Below are 22,670 nucleotides of genomic sequence, written 5' to 3'. Positions count from 1 at the left end.
TGTCCTTAGCCATGCCCGACGCTGCCGAAAAGAGCCTGCGGTGTTCTATCCGCCCAATTGGCTGTCCATGCTGTCCGCGACGTCGGTCAGGCGCTTGAATTCCTGCCGCCAGAAATCGCTCTGATTGCCTGCCAGCTTTTCGATATCGTTAAAGTCATAGTCGCCCAGCAGATCGTCCTTTCGGAGCTTCTGCCCGAATGCAGCGACTGCCGTCGCAAAGGCAAAGTCGCCGCGGGGAGCGCGTGCATTGCGCATTGCAATCGAAGGCACGATTGTGTCGATCAGTTTCGATGTTTTGCCGTCGGGCATTTTGTAGCGCAGCTTGATATAGGCGGCCTCGGCCAAGCGATTCTCAGCCGCGCCAGCACCGGCGCTTGTTCGGTCATAGCGGCGCGGACCGACCCAGCCTTTTGCACCGGCAGGAACCACTTCGTAGATTGCGGTAACCTGATGTCCTGCGCCGATATCGCCTGCATCGACGCGATCGTTGTCAAAGTCTTCGTTGCGTAGCGCGCGGTTCTCATATCCGATTAGACGGTATTGGCTGACCACTTCGGCGTTGAACTCGACTTGTATTTTCACATCTTTTGCGATGGTGAAGAGGGTCGAAGACATCTCGTCTCCCAGTACTTTTTTGGCTTCCAGAGCGCTGTCGATATAGGCATAATTGCCGTTACCGTGATTGGCGATCTGTTCCATCATCGCTTCGTTGTAATTGCCAGTACCAAAGCCGAGAGTGGTGAGTGTGATACCGCTGTCGCGCTTCCTCTCGATCAGTTCGATTAGCTGCTTCTGGTCGCGCAGGCCGACATTGAAGTCGCCGTCGGTCGCCAGAATGACGCGGTTGACGCCGCCTTTGACCATATTGTCTTCAGCGATCTGATAAGCGAGCTCAATTCCTGCGCCACCAGCGGTAGAGCCGCCAGCTGAGAGCTTGTCCAATGCTTGCCTGATTTCGCGCTCGTCACTGGTCGGTTGCAGCACCAGTCCCGCTGCGCCAGCGTAGACTACGATTGATACCTTATCGTGTGGTGACAGCTCGCCCGCGAGGCCTTTGAGTGCGGTCTTCACGAGCGGCAATTTATCGGCGCTGCGCATAGAGCCTGACACATCCATGAGAAATACGAGGTTGGCTGGCGGTCGTTCGGATTGGGGAAGGTCATATCCGCGCAAGCCAATCCGCAGCAGCCGCGTATTGTTGTTCCATGGGGTGATCGCGACATCGGTGTTTACGCTGAAGGGAACATCGCGGCTGGATGGACGGTCATAGTCGTACCGGAAATAGTTGATCATTTCCTCGGTTCGCACGGCATCGCGAGGCGGCATCTGACCTTGTGTCAGGAAGCGGCGTGCATTGGCGTAGGCGCCAGTATCCACATCGACCGAGAAAGTGGATAGCGGGTCAGTCGCGACCAGTTTGACAGGGGAAACTTCCTTTCCATCATATCTCTCGCGGCCTGGGTCTTGTGGGACAATCACCGGCGGTACGTAACGCAAGCCTTTGGTTGCCTGTGATGGCGGCACTTCACTGGCGTCTACGACAGCAAGCGGTGCAATGCTGTGGAAAGATTGCCGTTGAACGCGCGTCCCGGTCACGACGATAGCTTCAGATTCCCTGACAGCGCCCGTCCTTGCCGTGGGTGCCGGTGCCACTATAGGCGGCGGCGGAGCGACAACTGGCGGCAACGGTACAGGGGCCGGGCTTGCTGCGGTGTCATCACTTGCCGATTTATAGCCGTCATTTGGCGCAGTCGCGCACCCGGCCAAAAGTACAACAGATGTTGTGGTGATGATCGTTTTTGTAAAACGCATGGGGTCCCCTCCGCTTCAGTCCCTAGTGATCACATAAGATCGCCTCGGGCAGTGAACGGCCTCTGAATGGCATTGCAAGGAAACGGTCATATTACCGAGTAGCGCCGGCAAAACCGTAGCAAGTGCGGCAGATTTACTCTTCGGACTTGGCCATGTTCTTCCGGAATAGAACGCGGTCGTCTTCGCCAAAGCCTTTGTGCCAGATGATCCAGCCATACGTCAGCAGAATCGCCGGGATTCCGAAGATCAGCTCGGCCCATTCGGGTAGCATCGTCGCAAGGAAGCCGACCACGACAGCGGGGCCAGTCGCCCACACCAACGCCCAGCGCCAATTGTTGATTGGGTGACCGAGTATCCGCGAGAGGAACCATGCTTTGACGAGTGATGCCGTGCCCAGTGCGATCATCAGTGCCGCTGCGGCTGCGGCTGCTTTGAATGGCTCTCCATAGCCGAGATGCACGACCAGCTGGATTAGCGCGACCGTCAGCACCGCTTGCAACGCGATAGTGCCGATGGACAACCACAGATTACGTACCCGCGCGACATAGACCAGCACCGCCTCGGCCACGACTGCGGTTGCCGCGACCACCTCCGCCGCCAGCAGGAATGCTAGCGCGCCGGTTCCGCCGACAAAGTCTGGTCCGGTCAGACCCATAACTGCTTCGCCCGGTACTCCGAGCGCCAGCGCGATGCCCGCCTGTGCTGCGAGTATCCAGAAGCCAACTTGGCAAACCTGCCGCGCAATAGCGCCGTAATTCTTGGTCTTCAGGTTCTTGGTAATAACCGGACCAAGCACGGGCTCAAAACTGGTTTTGAGCTTCTGCGGCAGGCTCGCGATTTGCTGCGCCATCCAGTAGATCCCGACAGCTGCAGGCCCTGCAAACCAGCCGAGAATGAAGATGTCGAGCCGCCGCGTGCCCCATTCAACCGCATCGGCAGTTACTAGCGGCAGCGCACGCCAGACCAGCTTCGCGTGGCGCGCTGGCGTTGGCCGCCAACCTTTAGGGAGGCCGTAGGTGCGCAGGAGCGACCATACGCCGACTGCAAGGCCAGTATAGATCGAGACCAGATAGGCCATCGTCAGGCCGCTCTCAGGAATGATGTAGAAGAACACGCCGGCCATGATCGAAATCGTCCATGGCTCGACCACGGCGCGAGCGCGGACTGTGGTCGCGATGTCATATCGATAGGCTTGCGCCGCGAGAACAATCTCGGTCAGCGCGTATCCTGGAATGGCCCAGACGATCAGTTTGTCGAGATCATTGAACTGGCCGCTGGGGAACATGGTGATCGGCGCAAACCAGAATATCAGCGCGGGGATTGCGGAAAGAACCACCGCGACCAGCATCGCATCGAACACCAGATTGGATGGATGCTCTTCGCTCTCGGTCAGACGTTGTGCCAATCCGCGCTTCTCACCAAGTGAACAAACCAGTGCAGCCAACTCGATAACGACCAGTGCGAAGGCAAAGACGCCGAGCGCCTCGGTCCCGTAGAGCCGTCCGGCGATAAACAGGAAGGGTATACGTGCGGCCAATCTCAACACGAAGCCGAACATGTTGGTCCGCCCGCCTTTGGCGAGCGCGGCCATATCGCCCGGATCGTCACCCGTTGGTTGCGCGGCAGTTGTCACGCGGCGGACCCATGTTCGGCGCGTAGCGGCCGGGAGAGGAGCTTGGACACGACTTCTTTTGCGGGCGCGCCACTGAGAAGAGTGTTCACTGCCTCGACAATTGGCATTGCAATATCGCGATCGTGCGCGAGCTGATTGAGGACGGGTGCGGAATGCGCGCCTTCGGCTACGGTCCGGCGGTCGGACATAAGGTCATTGGCGGATTGCCCTTCGCCGAGCGCTTTGCCGAGCGAGAAATTTCGACTGGAAGTTGAAGAGCAGGTGAGGACCAGATCACCAAGCCCGCATAAGCCAGCGAGCGTCTCGCCTCGCGCGCCCAGCGCGCCGCCAAAGCGCAGCATTTCGGCATAGCCGCGAGCAATTAGAGCTGCCCGGGCATTCTGACCGAGACCAAGCCCGTCCACCACGCCGCACGCTATCGCGAGAACATTCTTCACCGCACCGCCAATTTCAGCCCCAACCACATCGTCGGAGTAATAGGGACGGAATTGTGGACGTGCGATGACCGGTTTGATCCGTTGCCATTGTTCCTCACCGCCGCCGCAAGCGAGAGTAACGGCAGTGGGCAGTCCATCGGCGACTTCATGCGCAAATGTCGGGCCTGACAGAATCGCTATATCGCTGTCTGGCGCGGCATCCTTTGCTACATCGTTCATCAAGCGGCCAGTGGTGGCCTCGATACCTTTGCTGCACAATATCAGGTCGCGCGGTTTGGTTGGCATTGCGTCCAGCACAGAACCGAGATGCTGCGCGGGTGTCACGGCCAGAATGACTTCACACGCAGCCATGTCCGAAAGATCGCTCGTCGCGCGGATAGTTTGCGCGAGCTTTGCGGATGGCAAGAACAGGCTGTTGGTATGCTTGGTGTTGATCTCTTCGACCAGTTCCGTCTCGCGCGCCCACAGCAACACATCGCGGCCATCCGAAGCGAGCATCTGTGCGAGGGCAGTCCCCCAAGCGCCACCGCCAAGAACTCCTACAACTTTCATGCCTTCGCTCCTGCACCGCGAACTGGTTCCGCATCGGGATCGAGCGGCCAGCGCGGCCTTGCGACAAAGTCTAACGGATCTGACTGTCCTGATGCCAGCCGTTCGGCACCAGCCCATGCGATCATCGCAGCGTTATCGGTACACAAAGCCAGCGGCGGCGCGACGAAGCGCATTGCACGATCATCGGCAAAGCCTTCCAACGCTTTACGAATAGTCTGGTTGGCTGCGACGCCTCCGGCAACAACGAGCGCAGGGACGCTATCAGCTTCGTCCAGCGATACACGCAACCTGTCGAGCAAACAGTCAACAGCGGCCTGCTGGAAACTGGCGGCGATATCCGCGTCCTTATGCTGGCCGCTATCTTTGGCGCGCAAGACCGCGCTTTTCAGGCCGGCAAAAGAGAAATGCGGTTCGCCGCTACCGACTAAGGGGCGCGGGAGCGGAACGGCCTTGGGATTACCTTGTTTGGCAAGTTGCTCGACGGCAGGTCCGCCAGGGTATCCCAACCCCAATATCTTGGCAGTTTTGTCAAATGCCTCGCCGAGCGCGTCGTCAATTGTTGTCGCGAGACGGCGGTACTTACCAACGCCCTCGACCATCAGAATTTGGCAGTGTCCGCCGGATACCAGCAGCAGAGCATAGGGAAAATCCAAGCTCTCATCTGCCAATCGGGGCGATAGCGCATGGCCTTCCAGATGATTGATAGCGATCAACGGAACACCGCTTGCCATGGCCAGTGCCTTTGCACTGACCAGTCCGACCATCACGCCGCCGATCAAGCCGGGTCCGGCAGTCGCAGCAATTGCATCGAGATCGGATAGTTCCAGTTCGGCTTCGGCCATAACGTCAGCGATCATCGGCGCCAGCTTCTCTGCGTGCGCGCGTGCTGCGATCTCAGGTACTACGCCACCATAGGGCGCGTGCTCCTCTATCTGAGAAGCAATCCGCTGAGCAATAATGCGTCGGTCGGTTGCGACCAACGCTGCCGCAGTCTCGTCACAGCTGGATTCGATGCCGAGGATCATGCCCATGGGACTTCCCCTGAACCAGATGAATGGCTAGGGCAAGCGACCTATGACTGACCATGCACGACTAAGGCTGGGCACACGGCAATCCCCTCTGGCAGTTGCTCAAGCCGAGGAAACACGGCGGAGACTTTGCGAAGCGCATGGTTGGAGCGAGGATCAGATCGAACTGGTTAAGGTCCGCGCCAGCGGTGACAAAATCCAGGATCGCCCGCTGGCAGATATTGGCGGTAAGGCGCTGTGGACGCGCGAGCTCGATGTCTGGCTGGCGGAAGGTAAGATCGACGCTGCCGTGCATTCGATGAAAGATGTCGAGACGCTACGACCCGATAGTCTGACGATTGCTGCAATTCTGCCGCGTGTCGATGTGCGCGACGTATTGATCGGTGCGTCCTCGATTGCACTTATCCCGCGCGACGCGGTCGTTGGAACGAGCGCGCCGCGCCGTGCTTCGCAAATGCTGCATCACCGGCCTGATTGCACGATTGTCTCATTCCGCGGGAATGTGGCGACGCGGTTGGCGAAGCTTGCGGCGGGAGAAGCTGATGTGACCTTGCTGGCGGCTGCGGGACTGCAAAGGCTTGACCAGACTAGCACGGGCACACCACTCGATGCCGATGATTGGCTTCCAGCTCCAGCGCAGGGGGCAATCGGTATCGAGTGCAATACTGCGGACACCAAAACCCGCGAGCTGTTGGATGCGATTGACCACCGCGATAGCCATCTAACGGTAATGGCCGAGCGTGCCTTGCTGGAGGCACTTGGTGGTACCTGTCACAGTCCGATTGCGGTTCTGAGCGCTATCAATGACGATAGGATCGCAATGAAAGCGTCATTGTTTAGCGCGGACGGTGCGGAGCGGGTCGATGGTTCGCTAGATTGCAAAGCTGACGCACTGGATGAAGTACGGGCCTTTGGCCGGGATCTTCTGGCGCGCGGGACACCGGGAATCTCTGCTTTGTTCGAGGGGCAATGATGCAACCGTCGATTGTGGCGATCCGGCCAGAACCCGGCCTATCCCAGACAATCGAGCGCGCGCGCGAAGCCGGACTTACGGTCGCTGGATATCCGCTGTTTGAAGTGAAGCCTGTCAACTGGTCAGTGCCCGATGATCTAGCATTCGATGCGCTGTTGATCGGTAGCGCGAACGCCATCCGGCATGGTGGTACGCAACTGGCGTTGCTGCTGGATATCCCGGTCTATGCAGTCGGCGAGACGACAGCGCGGACTGCTCGCAACGCGGGCTTTGATATCGCTGGGGTGGGTTCTGGCGGGTTACAGTCTCTTGTCGACTCGCTTTCCCACAAAGCGATCAAGTTCTTGCGCCTATCGGGACGCGATCATGTCGAGTTGACGCCGCCTCGCTCGCATTCGATCGTGGACAGAGTACTGTATGAATCATGCACGCTTTCGGCATCGGACGCTTTTCGCGCAATGGTGGGAGAAGGCGGGATTGTGATGCTTCATTCCGCAGTCGCAGCGGAGCATTTCAATAATGAATGCAATCGCATGGCTATGAACAAAGCAGATATTCGCATCGCTGCGTTTGGCCCGCGCGTCGCTGAGGCTGCCGGTGATGGATGGGCGGGCGTGGCGGTGGCGGAGCAGCCCAATGATGTTGCCTTGCTGGCATTGGCCAAGAACATGTGCCAAAACCTGCAAAAATGATGGATCAAGATTTACCCGCCTAAGCTTGTGCGGATCACGAACGGACATTGATGGACAGCACACTCACAAAACGCCGGAGAAGCAGCTCATGGAGCGCCATACTTGGCGTTGCGTTGAGCGCGTTTCTGCTCGGCGCCATTTTGGTCGGCTACCTTTTTTGGGACGGCGATTATGCCTTCATGAGTGATGAAGTGGAGGAGCCTGCAGCGGTTGATGTCGCTCCGCAGGCGCTGGCATCACCCAGTGCTTCACCGGCGCCCAATGCGACGGAGACCGAGGCTGCCGAACAAGCAGCAGAAGAAGCGACCGAAGCAGTGGAACGCGTTGAGGAACAAGCAGGCGGTTTGGACCAGCGTCTTGCCGCCGCCGAGCAACGCTTGGATCGGCTGGTGCTTCAAGCCGAAGCGGCTTCGGGTAATGCGGGCCGGGCCGAGGGACTGCTAATTGCCTTCGCCGCGCGGCGCACCTTGGAGAAGGGCGAGCAGCTCGGTTATTTGATCGATCAATTGCGGCTACGCTTTGGCGCGGCGCAACCTGAGGCTGTAGCGACAATCATTGAAGCTTCGGCAAACCCGATCCGGGCCGACGAATTGATTGCCCGTTTGGAAGGGTTGGGCCCTGATCTGGTAAAATCCGATGAAGGGCCATCCTTTGCGCGTTTCCAACGCGAACTTAGCCAGCTCTTCGTAATTCGGAGCGAAGATACCGCTTCGCCTCGCCCGGACCGTGCGTTGGAACGCGCACGCTTGGCTCTTGGTGTAGGCCGGGTGAGAAGTGCGATCAAAGAAGTCGAGACGATGCCGGGTGCAGAAAAGGCCGAAAACTGGATCGCTGATGCGCGTAGATATGCAGCGGTTCAAAACGCGCTAGATATTCTGGAAACATCGGCCGTGAAAGAGCGTAGCCAACTTCGCGACCGTGAAGGCCAGACAATCGAGCAAGCTAGTCCCGCCGAAGACAGCGGAACCTAAGAACCGCAATCGCTGCGATCAGGCTTTGAGCAGGTCGGGCATGTCGCCCGTTACGCCGCGCGCTTCGTCCATGAAGAACGTCTTCAGTATCGGCGTGCGTTGAATACCGGCCATTCCGAGGCGGCGGACCGCAGAAGCGGTTTTGCCCGGAATGCCGAAGATACGCGTAAGCCCGTCTGTTGCCAGCGCGACTGAGAACGCATCAAGCCCGCGCCATTTTTCATATTTGTCGAGCAATTGGGCATCGCCGGGTTCGAGACCCAGACGCATGCCGTCGGCCAGTACATCGACAAGCGCGCCAACATCACGCAGCCCCAGATTGAGGCCTTGGCCCGCAATCGGATGAATCCCGTGCGCTGCATCGCCAATCAGGGCGAGTCGGTGATCGACAATCTTTGCTGTGTGGTGGAAGCCTAGCGGATATGATGAGCGCGGCCCGACAGAGGTTATCTGGCCGAACATATCGCCCATTCGCTTGGCCACTTCGGCCAGAAAGGCACGGTCTGATAGTTTGAGCGTGCCCGCTGCATCATTTTCATCCACAGTCCAGACGAGCGCGCTGCGATGCGATCCATCGGGCAGGTCCAGCATCGGCAGCAGAGCAAATGGGCCGGTCGAGTAGAATATTTCCCAAGCGACATTGTCATGCGGCTTCTCATGAACGAGGCCTGCGATGATTGCGCGATGGCTATAGGTCCATTTGGCAATCACGATGCCAGCATCATCGCGCGTCGGGGAGGCACGACCTTCGGCTGCAATCATTAGATCGCCTCGTAGTTCGCGCCCATCACTGAGCATGGCCGAAACACCGTGTTCGTCGCGGTGTCGCTGTGTGATTTCGCTCTTGGCGTGCCATGCGATCAGCGGTTCTTCGCTCGCCGCTTCGAAAAGCGCCAAACGCAGATCGCGATTGGCAAACATCCGGCCAAGAGTGCCCTCATGCGGCTCTGGTGTGAAATCGAGAAATCCCTGCTTCATCTGGTCGGTCACCGCAATGGAAGCAATATCGCAGCCATGGGGCTCCAACCGATCCGCAAGTCCGATATTGGTGAACAGGTTCCAACTCGCCGTGGAGATGGCCGATGCGCGTCCGTCGAATCCGTCTGCTGTCAACTCAGCCGGATCTGCACGGTCCACGACGTGGCTGGAGATGCCTTTCCGGGCAGCCGTCAGCGCCAGCGTCATGCCCACCAAGCCGCCGCCTAAAATCAGCAGATCACGTTTATCGTCCATTACGATTCTTTCAATTGTACCAGCGCCACAAATCTGCCGCGCATTGTCTGATTTGTCCTAGAAGCACACGATTGCGATAGGCAAGGCTTTCGACACTTGCCGGAGCGATCTTACCGGCTAGGAACGCGCAATTGGGTTTGCATAGTCTGATCGATCATGATGGGGCCGAATGAACACGCTTGAAGTACCTTCGGAGCAAGGCATGCTGGCGCGGCTATTGAGCGACCGCCGGTTAGTGCTGGCGGCTTTGTTGACGGCATTCATCGCGCTCTATTTCTGGACCCAGTCACGATATCCCGCGCTTGATGAGAAAGCGATGATGGGCGGCGACGCCGATATGAGCGGTATCGCCTTCGACCAGGTCCTCGAAATGCTACCCAATAGCAGTATTTTGTGGGAAGTTTTCGTCAACTCAATCAATTGGATGTACACCAATTGGAAGGGCATGACTTTCGGCGTGCTGTTCGCTGCATGCGCGCTCACATTGTTCGGCTTGATCGAACGGCGGGGCTTCGAGAATCCGTTTGCCAACGCTGCTTTAGGTGCCGCCATCGGTACGCCGTTGGGCGTGTGCGTGAACTGCGCTGCGCCTATCGCACGTGGCCTACATAGCGCGGGGATGCGGTTGGAAACGACACTGAGTGCGCTCGTTGCGTCGCCGACGTTGAATGTGATTGTGGTGAGTATGTCTTTCGCGCTGCTGCCCACGCACATGGCCGCGATCAAGCTGCTTGGCGCATTGGCATTTGTAATCATCGGTGTGCCGATCCTGACGCGCATTCTGGGAAGTTCCGGCTTCCGCGAAGAGGCGCTCGATCGGGCGCATAACGAACTCGACGACAAACGCGGTTGGATCGCCCGCAAGTTAGAGGCTTTGCGTCCGCTGCCTGTTCCCGCATCCGATGTCGATAGTTGGCCCAAAGCAGCAGCCTGGCTTGCCAAGACGTTTGGTCGCAATTTGATGTTTATCGTTGCGGTGACAGTGCCACTGATGATCCTCGCGGGCGTTCTCGGTGCGATCATGGTGACGGTATTCGACTGGAATGATTTTCGCCGTGCAATTGGTGCACCGCGTTCCGAAATCATGATCCTGATCACAATGGTCGGGATCGCCGTGCTGGGCATTGTTTTGCCGGTACCAATCGCGTTCGACGTTATTTTGGCGGTGATCTTGGTCAATGCCGGGTGGCCAGTGAAATATGCGATGACGCTGATGTTCGCGCTCGGCTGCTTTAGCATCTATTCTTACATGATCGTGGGGAGAGCCGTGTCGTGGAAGATTGCCAGCGGCATGATGGCCTCATTGGCAGGCCTCGCAGTCGTCTGCGGGGTGGCGGCGAACTATGCTGACAAGTATGTCGTGCTGGAAACGCACCGTGCAAATATCAGCTATCTTGATGGCTTCGAATTGGAACGTCCGGTCGCGCCATTGATGGCCGCTGACACGGTAGTCGATGAACCGGCGGCGGAACCTGTTTTGTATAGCGCAGCAGGTGCTGACATTGCACATTCCGGCGAAGGTGCCGTTTCGGCGTTGGTTTCTCCTGTGATGACACAAACCTATGCTCCCGCAGTCGAGACAGGTTTCGAGCGCTTGCTTGGTCCGGAAGTGGGTATCGATGTCGAACCATATGCGATCGGTATGGATGTGTTGGAGCCGTACCTGATGTATTGGGCGATGGCGGCTAGCGATTTGGAGCAGGATGGCTGGGTTGATGTTGCGATCGCGCGCAATCCCTCGGTCGGCGGTTTGCAACTTTTTTCCAATCGTGGCGGGCGTTTTGTCGAAGTTCCGATTGATTTAGGCCCTACTGCAGATCAATTTGTCGGCTCTATGGCATTTACTGATCTGAATGGTGACGGCCTACCTGATCTACTGATCTCCAATTTCATGCATGACACCAACATTTTGTGGAACGTTGATGGCAAATTTTCCTACGCAAATCGCACGCTTCTGCCCAACGGCAACGCCGGGATGATGGGTGCGCCAGCGTTTGCTGATCTCGACGATGATGGTGATCTGGATATCGTTGCCGCAAACTGGTCACTGGGCACGGTCGGCAACAACAACGATCCCTATCTAATGGCCTCGCAAGACCGGATTTTCTGGAACGAGGGCGATGGCACATTCGAAGCGCAGGAGCTTGAGGGTATTCCTGGAGAATCCCTTACATCATTGGTCGCTGATATCGATCTGGATGGGCGCCCCGACATCGCGATTGGCGATGATGTTTCGACGGCTGACAAGATTTATCTCAATCGCGGTGACCGGACATTTGAACTCGCCAAGAAGTCGTCAGGCCTGATCCCGTATCTCACACGCACCACCATGAGCTACGATATGGGGGATATCGATAACGATCTGCGCCAAGAACTCTATTCTGCGCAGATCGCTATGCCGACGACGCGCATGCAAGACGCTCCCTCATTCAAATATTGTGAGGACGCGCAGCTTAACATCGGATCGGTTGGCGAGTGCTATTTAAATACGCGGTACCGGTCGGAACCGATGGAATTTGCCCATGCCACATACTCCAAATGTGATCGCATCGGCGATCCGACTTATCGCGCAATGTGTGCCGGGATCAGTGCAATCCAACGGGCTGGTTACGTATCGGATACAGGCGATTGTGATAATGTTGCAGGTCTGGGCGAGATATTTGTCCGTCACTGCATTCGGGCCGCATCCGAACGATTCCCTGATGCGAAAAAGGCAATCGAGAAGATGGATTATGTCGGCGGAATTGGCCGCCGTAATGTCTTTCTGCAGATGGATGCCCGGGACAAATATCAGGATCGCAGTGAAGAGCTAGGCCTTGACCGGCCCGGCTGGAGTTGGAACTCGCGCTTCGTAGATCTCGATCAGGATGGTTGGCAGGATGTATTCGTCGGATCGGGGATGACCTATCATAGGACCACCGTTCCCAACGCATTCTATCGCAACCTGAAAGGCAAGAAATTTGTACGTGATGAGGCGCGGTTTGGCCTAGCGGATGGCATGGCAACAAGCAGCTATGTGCTGGCCGATTATGATCGTGACGGCGATATGGATGTTATCCGCGCATCGGCCCTGACGCAGCCGATCGTCCATCGCAACGATGCGCCATCGGGAAGAGCGTTCTGGGTGCGTTTAGAAGATTCTATCGGCAATCGTGCGGGAGTTGGTGCACAAGTCGTGATTGAAACCGAAAACGGCAAACAGCTCCGTGAGATCCGCCAGAGCGGCGGTTTTGCGACGGGAATTCACCCGCAAGCGCATTTTGGCTTGGGTAACGCGATGACAGTGAAGTCCGTCCAGGTAACATGGCGCGATGGCGGCAAGACTGCGCTAAAGGGACCATTCGACGCCAATAGCGAGTTGGTTGTCCGTCGTACCCGCTGAACCGTTAATCCGGCGAACCAAGCGCGAAATGATAGGATGACAAGAATTCGATGTAGGCATCAAACCAGTGCTGCATGGCCTTCACAAAGCTTGCGTCGTTCGCTGTCGCTGCCAGATGCGCGCCGAAATTCCACGGCTTTGCAGGACCATTGAAGTGGAGGACTTTTGCATCGCTCATTGGGCTTGCTATTGCCGAACGTACGCGTCCGGCATGGCCAACCAGATAGTTGTAGGCAGGATCGGCGAGCGTCACTTGATTGCCGAACTGGCGGTTAAAAACGGTTTGGTCGGTATGGTCTGAGGTTACCGATTGCCATGCTTGAGGATCGAGTTGGCCCAGAAGCTGGTTCCAGACAATTTCTGTTCGAAGTGACTCATCAATCACCATTAGCCCTGCATTGAAGCTATCAGAATCGGTCTTTGGATCGCATGCGCTGCGCTCTTTCATGGACGCGGGATCGCGCCCAGCGCCAGCGATCTGTGCGCGATCACCGCATGCGATCAGTTGGGCGTTGGCACCAAGTATCGCAGAGACATCGTTGCGGAACAGAAGATCGCCGTCACAAAACAGTGCGCGGCCAATGCGATCAGGGTGAAATGCTTCTAATGAGAGGAAGCGCCGCTGTCGGTCTTTCAAATTTGGGAAGTCCGCTACCAGCGTGTCCATCGCCGCCGTCAGTTCGGTCGACGGACCCACAAATGTGATGGCTGGAAAACCGAGGCGAAGCGTAGCCATATCGTCGGCCAACAAATCGTCGTGCAAGATTGTAATCTGTCCGTCGAACCATGGATTGTGGTGCAAGAACGAATGCAGCATCACCTGTGTGCCTGGCAAATAGCCGCGCGATGTGACAGTCACGATCTCTGATATTTGTGTGGGCGCTGCCATATTAGAATTTCAGGAATTGCAGCGCGCGGCGCTTGTTTGAAAAATTGTCCAACAGGTTTTCCTTCGGGCCGCGCAAATCATCGATGAGTCTGTCTACATTAACAAACTGCTCTCTGCCTTCAAAATCGCTGCATCCTTCGAGCAAATCAGCGCATTGCTCGAAAGCTTCTGCCATAAGCGCTTTGAGATGGTTCACACGGGCGAGCTCCAGCTTGCTATCGTTCCAACGGACCAAATCGGGCAGTTTTGGATCAAGTACTTTGCGCATGATCCAACGCCGCGCCTCCGGCCGATAGAATAAATGCCCGGGAAGCGACAAAGCAAACTCGATGACCCGGCGATCCAATAGCGGATAAGAATAGGTTATTCCGTGGGATCGACCGGCAATTGCCCAATCTTCAAGCCGTGCAGTTTGCGCGCCCGTTTCCAGCAAACTTGCCATCGCCTGACGGGAACTATGAAGTGATATTGGTGCAGGGGTAAATAGCTCTACGTCGGCGACGATTTCTGGCCTCAAGTAACTTGTGCAGATTTTTGCCTTCGCTTGCTCACCAGTCTTTGATTGAGCAAGTTCTCCGAGTCCCTGCTTGATGCCGCGCGCCAGCGATGCAGGAAATGGACCTTTGCAGATGGACGCGAGCTCTCGCCATCGCAGGCTCATCAGCAATTCCGCGCGGTACCCGCGCCCGTTGAAAGATAATCCCTCGTCACCGCCCCAGCCGGACAAAATGGTGTCCACACCGTGAGAGCGGGCGTGGTCCAGTATTGCGGTTTCGCCAAACAGGTTGGATGCATCGGGCGCGAGGCACCAGTCAGCCCGTAAAATCGCGGTGAGTCCATCGACTGTGGCTGTTGGTGCGTGCATGACTACATCGAGCGCCGATCGGGTAGCTTCTGCCCACCGCGTTTCGTCGTCTGCTGGATTGTCAGTATCGCCCAGATACCACGCGTAAGCTAGCGGATCGGAGTGGCCAGCTTCGCGTTGCGAGTTCGTGACGAGCGCGGCGACAGCCGATGAGTCCAGCCCGCCGCTCAGATGTACTGACGGTCGCGCCGTATCGCGCAATCTGTCCGAAACTGCTTGGGCTAGAAGCTCACGACCAGACTCAATGTAGTCATCGTCGCTTGGCAGTTTCAGCAGCGAAAAATTGCGTGGTTCCCAATATCGTTCCAACGTGTGGCTATCAGCGCGAACGGTTAGAGTATGACCGGGTGGAAGCCTTTTGACGTGTTTTAAGAGCGTGCGGTCTGTTGGGAAGTAGGTGTTGAACGCGAGGACTGAGGCGACGACGCGATGATCAAATTCGCGCGACCGATCATTCGCTAGGCCTGCGATATCGCCGGCGATATGTAACTCGTCATGGTCGAGCGAGTAAAACAGTGGCCGCGCGCCGATGTAATCCCGCGCGCAGAAAATTTGCTTGCGCCGCGCGTCGACAATGACAAATGCGAAGTCACCGATCAGATGATCGACGCATTTTTCGCCCCATCGTGCATAGGCTTCGAGGATTAGCCCTTCGTCAGCTATGGGCTGTGTGATCCCCAACTTCGCCAGCAGTGCCTGGCGGTCATCAATCCGGGCATCAGCGAGGATTACGGTGTCGCCGGGCGCATCGCGCGTTGTTGGTGATTGCCTGTCGAATTTAGCGAGCAGCATGATCGATTGTCTTTACCCTGCTGTCAGACATGGCAACAGGAAATAGCAAAACGGGCGCGAACTCTTCAGTTGCGCCCGTTTTCATTTTTGTGTCGCCAAATGACGAATACAAATCGCTTCTATTACGAGGTCGCGTAAAAAGCGTTTTCCACTGGACGGATGTTACCCGGACCACCGCGCGTACGGCGTACCGGTGTGATTGCAGTCACCTGCGGCTTTTTCCATTCCGTCCGGTTATCTTTTGCATTGCTCATGGTCGGTACCCCTCGATATAATCGCTAGAAATTGCCCATTGCTCCGTCTCTTAAAGATGAGAAATGGAGCTCTGGCAAGAATATTGTAGTTTTACCTATAGTTTCCAGCCGGGTAAGAATTGTACGAACCCGACTATCCTCCGGTCTTTACGAGGTCCATATCCGCTAGTTCTTGGAGGAACTCTAGCGTATCTCTTTGGCAGGTTTCGGCTTCCACGTCGAATTCGTATTGCAGTTTGTCGCAGATTTCGCTGATCTGCATCTCACCATTTATCTGCTTCCAGATGCGTGCGCCGGTCTCGTCAAAATGGAAGTACTTCCCGCTCTCGATATCCATCAGTGACATGCCATCGGCCACTTCGCTGAACAGCACATCTTCATTGTGCTTGACGACGCTATCCGTCGACAGTGTTGACTTGGACTGATTCATAAATTTCTCTGCTTATTCACTTTTTTCTAGATAACTGGCACTTCGGAATTGTAGCCGACGGTATCCATGAGTTTGCCATGATCGGCCAATATCATCTTGATTTGTTCATGCGATAGGCTTCTTAGGCCATCTCCAATTGTCCCCGAACGAAAGAAAGTTCGTCGGGTAGACGGTCTTTCGTTAAATCCCGTTTGTTTCTCATCCGCTCTTAGGCGGTCGATACTACACCGGGCGATTGCCTTTGTTACCAAGTCCGGTTCGACATCGATTGCACAAAAGCGCAGAACCGCAGTTAAGCTAGTTTCAGGATCGCGATGCATATCTTCATACCGCAGCATTAGGATCGGGATTTTGGACTGGCTGAGCCAGCTCTCGACATTAATCGACCAACTCGACATTTGCTGTGGGAGCATCGGGGTACTGCGATTGCGCCAGCTATCGGCACCGGCATCCTCGTTGCGCATATGTGCGATTATCCAGTCGTAATCCCTGCCCTCGTGGTGGGCATAGGAAGGGACAATGTCGATCGGATTGCGCACGATTACGATGGCTCCGGCGCTGGCTGAGGCCGGGAACAGTTCTTTTCCTCCATCCGCCGTTAGATAGGCGCTATGCGTTTTGATTAATCGCCAATCGTCGCTTTCGCGCGCCATATCGCAGTGAAGCTGCGCTTGATATGGCATCAGCTCGTGCGGCAGGAAATCCGCGGAACTGATGCCAGCATGATCATCCAACATCTGCCTATCAAACGGGTCATGCTCACCGACCATAGCGTTGAGATCAAACTCATCGCCGGGCAGCAGATAGGCAGTCAACAAACTGCGCAACCAAGTGCTGCCGGACTTTGGATAAGAGGCAAGCCAGACCAGCTTTTGGTCATTGTTGAACTGGGCTGTGGTCACGGGGCTGTCGCCGCTTCGGTTTCTGCAATCTGATCCAGCATCGTTTGCGCAAGCTGTTTGGGCTCTATCGTGGCAGCCGGGCGGGTAACCCTGAGGAGAGTGACGTGATTGATTGTTTTCGCAACTTGCTGGAAAGCAAAGCGACGCATGCCCATGCCGTCAATGAACTTCTTGCGGAAGATGAAGCGGGATAGGCATTCGACGCGCTCCGCTTGGTTCATCGTCTCGATCCGTGCCTCGGATTCGTTGCTGGCTGTCAGATGGATGATCGCCCTGATCGGTTCGGGTGCGCCATGGAATTTTGAGACCGGTAGATAAAACTTGCTGATGTCTCTGCGAACTTGCGCAAGACCATCAGATGTGTGGCCGAGTTCGGTTAGCGAGTCCTCCCAAAGCCGCATTGCCGGAAAGCCGGGAATGGCCATGGGGATTCCAGCTGCGTCCACATCGAGTCCGGTCACATCGTCGGCCAGCATCGGCAGGTCCAGCGCGAGCAATCCGCCGAGCATGGTCGATTTACCGGCGCCGGAACGCCCCATCACCAGCACTGCGCCCTTGTCCGTCAACACGCTGCACGAATGGATCGGCAGGATCCTGCGCTGCATCAGAGCAGCAGCAAGTGCGGTTCCCAGAAGGATCGAAATGATCTGCGTGTCGTCCGCGCCGTCTTCAGGGGTGTAGTGGATGGTGTCGCCGCCTGTGACGAGAAACCGCCCGATACCAAAGAAGTGGCTTAGGAAGCGGTTAGGCTCGGCTTCCCAATTGCGAAACTTGGTTTTGCCGCCTGCATCTGCGGGGATGTTTGCCGCCGCGATGGTAATATTTGGCGTTGTTGGTTCGATCCGGGTTAGGGCGGGGAGTGCTATGTCCGACTGTATTGCCAACCCATAGGCGCTATACATTGGCGGTCGCGCCGTTCTGCTGGGCGTCTTCGTAGTCGCTTTCAAACACCTCGAAGATGAAATGGATGCGGTCCTCTGGTCCGCCATTTGCCGCGCCGTGGGAAACGATGTTGTTCACTTCGTAAGCTTTGCCCGTCTCCAAGTGGAAGTTCTCGCCGTTGACGAGAAACGTTGCTTCGGAATTGGTGACCAGCGGGACATGAATTTTGTGGACACGCTGGTTCGATCCAGCCCCGTCATAATGCGGATCGATTGTGTGTCCCGCAGCGAGTTTGGCCAGCATCGCTTTCGGAAATTGCGGCTTGCGGAATTGATAGGGCGCAATCGCTGCCTGCATAACCGGCATCAGCACCGGCTCCCAAATATCCCAAGCGGGGTTGGCGTAGCAATCCTCTGGATCACGGTTGTCACGAATGAAGCGAAAAATCACATGTTGCGTGTGATGGAATACGTCGAAATCGTTTTCTTTTCGCCCGTCTTCGTCGCCCCAGGTGGTTGACGATACGCGCTGCGCGAGCGCCGTCAACTTCTGTGCGTCAACCGAGTTTAAAAGCCTGATATTCAGTGGTTTTTGAACCTTAGGCGGCACTATTCCGATTCCTCAACACATCACATCATATCGTGATATGTTCAGTCTACGCCTAGGTTCTGATCAGTGAATAGTCAAAATGCGACAGCAGTTCCGCATTTGGGCGAAAAACCTCGTTTGCCATCGCGATTTGCGCGTCGGTCAGTCGGGCAATCTGGTCATCGTTCATGTTGCGCAGTGTCTCGTCATAAGTGCCCTTTACAGCGAGCCTTTGCGATAGGTGAAGATCGTTCAGTTCGGGAGCAAGCTCCGATATTCCGCGTGCGATCTCGGCAGGATCGCTGCACAAGGCCTCATAGGAAAAGGCGAAAGAATCGTCAGCATAACGCGCGATATTGTCGCGCTGGTATTTGAAACACGTAATTAGATGCCGCGCCGCAATCCTGGGCATGTTAAGTTGAAGGTCCCCGTCGTCGACTGGCTTACGTCGCCTTAGAATCCCTTCAAGCGCGGCATATGGATTGCGGACCATGAACAAGAAAGACGGGTTCTCGAAATTCGCGGCCAATTGGTCTGCGATCAGTAGAAACGGGGGAGACTTAGTATGGAAAACCGGGGCATCATCGCGAGCTGCGGTTGCATGGAAATACCAGGCTTTCTTGGTCCGTTCCCAATCATAATCACGCGAATTGCGGAAATGTGTGAGTGACTTCTCTTCCGCGGCCCAGATCAGCGGCCAGGGTGACGCGCCTGTATGCGGTCCTGCAAAACCTAGCGTGTGCTGCCCTTCGCGCTCCAGGCTCCACACAGATTGCGATGTCGCAAGTGCGCGAGACAGATAGGTCGAGCCGCTGTTGTTGGGACACAGCAGGAATAGATGTCGCTTGATGGAAGCGCGGCGCTGTTCAATCAGTTCGCTGCTCATCGGCTTACAATCGTCCCGCCAGAGAGTGTTACAATGCGATCAGCCAGACGCTGCGTATCGGGCCGGTGTGTGACCAAGATTATCGAAAATTGGTCGCGCATAGCAATGAGTCGGTGCAGGATATCTTTCTCTAGCTGTGCATCGAGGGCATTTGTCGCCTCGTCTAGAATCAACAATCGCGGCTTTCGAAGGAGTGCTCGCGCGATGCATATTCGCTGGCGTTGGCCGCCCGATAGGTTTTGCCCTCGTTCACCTGCACGGCTACCCAAACCATCAGGCATTTTGCGGACGAACTGGTCTGCTTCGGCGGTTTCGAGCGCCGTCCATAAAGCGTCATCGCTGACTTCCCGTGCAGACCAAGTGAGGTTCTCGCGCAAACTGCTGTCGAACAGAAATGGATCTTGCGGGAGGTAGGCCGATTGGGAGCGCCAATTACGGAAATCAGAAGGTTCAATGAGCTGCTTGCCATCAACCGCGACAGTTCCCTCGGCGCATTTGTGCAGTCCGCTGACGATATCGAGTAGAGTAGTTTTTCCGTTTCCCGATACGCCTGCAATCGCCACGATTTCGCCCGGAGCGACGGACAAATTGATCCCTTGCAGGACTGGTGAACTATTCTCGGAATATGCGAACGAGATAGCTGAAAGCGTGAGCGCGGCCGGACCGGTCTTCGGTTCGATGTCGTCAAGATTGATGGACGGCTCCGCATTGGCCTGAAGTTCAGCCAAGGTGTTTTGCAGAGATGAATAGGCCGGAAGAGTGTTGGCAATCGCTTGCCCTGTTTGCGCGATCATCTGCACGGGGCCGACCAAACGGGCCAACACTAGTAGCGTCACTGCCAAGATCGACAACGGTGTTTGGAGCGCGAAGAAACCCACCAGCAGCGCGGCAACGACCACACAGCCCGCTGCAAATTGGAACCCTACTCTTGCCGCAGTTTGCGACGCGAAAAACTCCGACTGATGGGAGCGAACATCGCGCACCGAGCCGTCAAAGCGATCAAAGAACTCGTTTTCGGCATTGTTCAGTCGCGCCAGTTTCTGGCTGATGAGAAAGTCGCCCAGCACGCTGTGTATCTTGCGTCCCGACTTGGTTAGCCGCTGACCTAAGCGATCAGCTTTTCGGAGCAGGGGTATCGTCACTGCGGCAGCGATCAACATCAAGCCGAAGACCATCAGCAAGAGCACTGGGGCTAGCAATGCAATGATTGCCAGTTGCACGCCCGCGAGAGCAATCGCCGCACCCCCTTTTAGCATCCGATCGGTTCCCGAGGAGAGCCGCATCACATCACTGGTAATCGAATGCTCGATATCGGTCCGGCGCAGATTGCTCACCACGCCCCACCGCGCATCGGCAATCGCGCGAAACAGCTTGCTGCGCCAGCGATCGACATAGCCAAGGCCCATGTGAAATAGCTTCGTGTCGCGTTTCCAAACGACCAGTCCGCGAAGCGCGAGCAGCAACAGGAAGCCGCAGGATAGCGCTATCGCTCGCCCAAGTTCGGTCGAGATGCCGAAATCGCTCATGAATTCGAGGATAGAACGCGCAGCCTGCGTATCGGCGTTTCCGGTAATCAGCGCGGCGAACGGAAGGATCGCAACGATGCCGATACCCTCCAGCACGGCGCCTGTTCCCACCAACGCCGCAGCCACGCCAAGATCACCGCCCGCGTCGCGCCTGACATCAGCAAAATAAGATCGAAAGGCCCCCATTGCGAAACGAGTCTTGCCAGATGGTGTCAAAGGCAACAAGCAAACATCACACGAGGGAGCAAAGTTGAACGACCGTCTGGACATCGAGCAGAAGTTGCTGGCGCTGCTAATTGCAGAATCGCCCGATGCGTCGCCGTTCCTGACTGAAATATTGAGCTCTACGGACGACTTTGACTGGGAACGGTTTGCGGCACTGGTTGAGCGTCACCGCGTTGGCGCGCTTGTCTATGCGGGACTACAGCAATTCTCGGCCATTAATCCGCCCGGGGACTTAGTGCGGCACTTCTCTGGGAAGACCAGTGAAAACGCGGAATACTATATGCGCGCTGTCAAGCTTGCGAGTGAGTTGATGGAGGCGTTTTCGAAGCAGGGTATTGCTTGTGCATCGCTTAAAGGGGTCGGCATTGCGGCAGAGTATTACGCTGCCCCGTCGCAGAGGCAAATGATCGACGTTGATCTGCTTGTGGCGCCGGATCGCTACGCTGAGGCAGAACAGATCGTCGCGGCGCATGGCTTTGAGCTTTTCTATCCTGATTTCGATCTTACCGAGCAAAGCCGCGAGACATTCATGGCTTTGCACAACGCTTTCACTTTCATCCGTAAAAGCGATGGGATGCAGCTTGATCTCCACTGGCGGATGGTTCCGAACCCCTCACTAATGCCCTGGATTGATCAGCTATGGTCACAAAGCGTCGTAGGCACGACAATCGGCGGGCAAACGATCCCTATGCTCCCTGCGGCAATGCATTGCGTCTATATCTGTGTGCATGGGGCGAAGTCGGGTTGGGTGCGGCTGAAATGGTTGGCAGATGTTGATCACGTGGTGCGGGGCCTTTCAGATCAGGAGGCTGGCGAGGCGGCAGAGATTTTCGCTAGCGACGATCTTCAGCGGATCGGTGCAGTAAGTCTGGCTTTGGCGGAACGGGTCCTTGGCACGCCTATCCCAGCTGCGTTTGCAGATTTGATGCAGCATGATGTCAGCGATTTGATTGATTTGGAACTCGGGATGATGTTTGAGGATATGCCGTCGCGGCCGCATAGCCTCAAAGACTGGGCACATTACCGTGACCGGTTCCGTCATTCTGTGCTGCTGAAAAGTGGTGGTGGCTATCGCCGCCATGCTTTGCTGCGCGAGCTGGCCCGTCCGCGCGATCTTGCAACGATTTCTGTAAAGCCAGGGCGGTTTTGGGTTCTTGGCGTGCTGTCGCCGATTCTCGGCATGGGGCGTGCCTTGAAACGTTTGGTCGCTGCGAAACCCTAAGCGCGTCGCTGCGAGCCAAACACGGCATACGCCTCTTCATCGCAATGGCCGGTGATCATAATATCGCCCGCTTTGAGCCAGGCGTGAAATTCGCGATCTTCCTCGGCGGCCAGTTGGGTGCCAAGGAACAACTCGGTCGGAATGCCCCTGCGTGAAAGCATCCACCGCGCTGCAAATGCTTGTGGCAGACAGACGAATTTGACCGGCAAATTGCGGCCAGCCCGCTTGATGGTTCGCGTTATCATCCGCGAAGTTTGGCGTTGCTGTTTGGTGAGTGGAGAAACTTCTGAAGTGTCGCTCCTCGAGACTTCGATCTGTTTGCGCCAGCGCGAAAGCGGCACCAAATTTACGAGCAAACGTGCGTAAGCTAGCAAAACTGTCGCCTCGAAAAATGCCCAAGCCTCTGCACCGGGCAAGCCGCTGAAAGTCTGGAGTTTTCGCAGAATCGGCATGGTCGCGTGGTTGGGCCTTTGATGGCATGCATTGCGGGATAGAC

20 protein-coding genes are annotated in these 22,670 nt (G+C 56.3%); 5 read left to right on the top strand and 15 right to left on the bottom strand.

The window, feature by feature from the left end:
- Window positions 1-45: 45 nt before the first annotated feature.
- The 4 genes from J9777_RS07995 to tsaD all read right to left on the bottom strand — a co-directional run bounded on the left by J9777_RS07995 (window position 46) and on the right by tsaD (window position 5,465).
- Window positions 46-1,812 carry a VWA domain-containing protein gene (locus J9777_RS07995; RefSeq protein WP_209348191.1) on the bottom strand — a complete coding sequence of 589 codons (1,767 nt, stop codon included), beginning with the start codon at window positions 1,810-1,812 and terminating at the stop codon, window positions 46-48.
- A 133-nt stretch (window positions 1,813-1,945) separates the two neighbouring features.
- Window positions 1,946-3,403 carry a lipopolysaccharide biosynthesis protein gene (locus tag J9777_RS07990; RefSeq protein ID WP_209348653.1) on the bottom strand — a complete coding sequence of 486 codons (1,458 nt, stop codon included), beginning with the start codon at window positions 3,401-3,403 and terminating at the stop codon, window positions 1,946-1,948.
- 38 nt (window positions 3,404-3,441) lie between these two features.
- Window positions 3,442-4,434: an NAD(P)H-dependent glycerol-3-phosphate dehydrogenase gene (locus J9777_RS07985; RefSeq protein WP_209348190.1), complete on the bottom strand. Its 993-nt coding sequence runs from the start codon at window positions 4,432-4,434 to the stop codon at window positions 3,442-3,444.
- Window positions 4,431-5,465 carry a tRNA (adenosine(37)-N6)-threonylcarbamoyltransferase complex transferase subunit TsaD gene (gene tsaD, locus J9777_RS07980; RefSeq protein ID WP_209348189.1) on the bottom strand — a complete coding sequence of 345 codons (1,035 nt, stop codon included), beginning with the start codon at window positions 5,463-5,465 and terminating at the stop codon, window positions 4,431-4,433. The genes J9777_RS07985 and tsaD overlap by 4 nt, the downstream gene beginning before the upstream one ends.
- A 43-nt stretch (window positions 5,466-5,508) precedes the next feature.
- Here tsaD and hemC point away from each other — a divergent pair, with 43 nt between their 5' ends.
- The 3 genes from hemC to J9777_RS07965 are packed head-to-tail and all read left to right on the top strand — an operon-like array spanning window position 5,509 to window position 8,098.
- A complete protein-coding gene (hemC, locus tag J9777_RS07975; RefSeq protein WP_209348188.1) occupies window positions 5,509-6,435 on the top strand; it encodes a hydroxymethylbilane synthase in 927 nt (308 codons plus the stop codon).
- Complete coding sequence (locus tag J9777_RS07970) at window positions 6,432-7,127, top strand: uroporphyrinogen-III synthase (RefSeq protein ID WP_209348187.1); 696 nt, start codon at window positions 6,432-6,434, stop codon at window positions 7,125-7,127. The genes hemC and J9777_RS07970 overlap by 4 nt, the downstream gene beginning before the upstream one ends.
- A gap of 50 nt (window positions 7,128-7,177) precedes the next feature.
- A complete protein-coding gene (locus tag J9777_RS07965; protein ID WP_209348186.1) occupies window positions 7,178-8,098 on the top strand; it encodes a hypothetical protein in 921 nt (306 codons plus the stop codon).
- Window positions 8,099-8,116: 18 nt separating this feature from the next.
- On the opposite strand, the gene J9777_RS07960 is transcribed toward J9777_RS07965, so the two are convergent.
- Complete coding sequence (locus J9777_RS07960) at window positions 8,117-9,331, bottom strand: FAD-dependent monooxygenase (RefSeq protein ID WP_209348185.1); 1,215 nt, start codon at window positions 9,329-9,331, stop codon at window positions 8,117-8,119.
- Between the two features lie 169 nt (window positions 9,332-9,500).
- On the opposite strand from J9777_RS07960, the gene J9777_RS07955 reads away from it, so the two are divergent.
- Window positions 9,501-12,713: an FG-GAP-like repeat-containing protein gene (locus J9777_RS07955; protein ID WP_209348184.1), complete on the top strand. Its 3,213-nt coding sequence runs from the start codon at window positions 9,501-9,503 to the stop codon at window positions 12,711-12,713.
- Between the two features lie 4 nt (window positions 12,714-12,717).
- Here the strand turns inward: J9777_RS07955 and J9777_RS07950 are convergent, their stop codons facing one another.
- From J9777_RS07950 to J9777_RS07915, 9 genes are all read right to left on the bottom strand, one after another.
- Window positions 12,718-13,602 (bottom strand): glycosyltransferase, encoded by an 885-nt coding sequence (locus J9777_RS07950; RefSeq protein WP_209348183.1) that lies wholly within the window; start codon window positions 13,600-13,602, stop codon window positions 12,718-12,720.
- 1 nt (window position 13,603) lies between these two features.
- Window positions 13,604-15,259: an asparagine synthase-related protein gene (locus J9777_RS07945; protein ID WP_209348182.1), complete on the bottom strand. Its 1,656-nt coding sequence runs from the start codon at window positions 15,257-15,259 to the stop codon at window positions 13,604-13,606.
- Between the two features lie 122 nt (window positions 15,260-15,381).
- A complete protein-coding gene (locus J9777_RS14730) occupies window positions 15,382-15,513 on the bottom strand; it encodes a hypothetical protein (protein WP_280842173.1) in 132 nt (43 codons plus the stop codon).
- 133 nt (window positions 15,514-15,646) lie between these two features.
- Window positions 15,647-15,943: a PqqD family protein gene (locus J9777_RS07940; protein WP_209348181.1), complete on the bottom strand. Its 297-nt coding sequence runs from the start codon at window positions 15,941-15,943 to the stop codon at window positions 15,647-15,649.
- Window positions 15,944-15,969: 26 nt separating this feature from the next.
- Window positions 15,970-16,845 (bottom strand): sulfotransferase domain-containing protein, encoded by an 876-nt coding sequence (locus J9777_RS07935; protein ID WP_209348180.1) that lies wholly within the window; start codon window positions 16,843-16,845, stop codon window positions 15,970-15,972.
- Complete coding sequence (locus tag J9777_RS07930; RefSeq protein WP_209348179.1) at window positions 16,842-17,747, bottom strand: hypothetical protein; 906 nt, start codon at window positions 17,745-17,747, stop codon at window positions 16,842-16,844. The genes J9777_RS07935 and J9777_RS07930 overlap by 4 nt, the downstream gene beginning before the upstream one ends.
- The gene (locus J9777_RS14800; protein ID WP_209348178.1) at window positions 17,740-18,336 is read right to left on the bottom strand and encodes an aspartyl/asparaginyl beta-hydroxylase domain-containing protein; all 597 of its coding nucleotides are present in this window, start codon (window positions 18,334-18,336) and stop codon (window positions 17,740-17,742) included. The genes J9777_RS07930 and J9777_RS14800 overlap by 8 nt, the downstream gene beginning before the upstream one ends.
- A gap of 52 nt (window positions 18,337-18,388) precedes the next feature.
- On the bottom strand, window positions 18,389-19,201 hold the full coding sequence (locus tag J9777_RS07920) for a sulfotransferase (RefSeq protein ID WP_209348177.1): 813 nt from the start codon (window positions 19,199-19,201) through the stop codon (window positions 18,389-18,391).
- A complete protein-coding gene (locus J9777_RS07915) occupies window positions 19,198-20,913 on the bottom strand; it encodes an ABC transporter ATP-binding protein (RefSeq protein ID WP_209348176.1) in 1,716 nt (571 codons plus the stop codon). The genes J9777_RS07920 and J9777_RS07915 overlap by 4 nt, the downstream gene beginning before the upstream one ends.
- A 64-nt stretch (window positions 20,914-20,977) precedes the next feature.
- Here J9777_RS07915 and J9777_RS07910 point away from each other — a divergent pair, with 64 nt between their 5' ends.
- A complete protein-coding gene (locus J9777_RS07910; RefSeq protein WP_209348175.1) occupies window positions 20,978-22,174 on the top strand; it encodes a nucleotidyltransferase family protein in 1,197 nt (398 codons plus the stop codon).
- On the opposite strand, the gene J9777_RS07905 is transcribed toward J9777_RS07910, so the two are convergent.
- Window positions 22,171-22,626 (bottom strand): lasso peptide biosynthesis B2 protein, encoded by a 456-nt coding sequence (locus J9777_RS07905; protein ID WP_209348174.1) that lies wholly within the window; start codon window positions 22,624-22,626, stop codon window positions 22,171-22,173. The two genes, J9777_RS07910 and J9777_RS07905, sit on opposite strands and share 4 nt — an antisense overlap.
- Between the last annotated feature and the right edge of the window lie 44 nt (window positions 22,627-22,670).

The organism is Pontixanthobacter sp. CEM42, from assembly GCF_017812015.1.
In the GTDB taxonomy this organism is placed as follows: Bacteria; Pseudomonadota; Alphaproteobacteria; order Sphingomonadales; family Sphingomonadaceae; genus Pontixanthobacter.
Note: the sequence above shows the minus strand (reverse complement) of the source record. Positions and strands in the feature narration are given on the sequence as shown.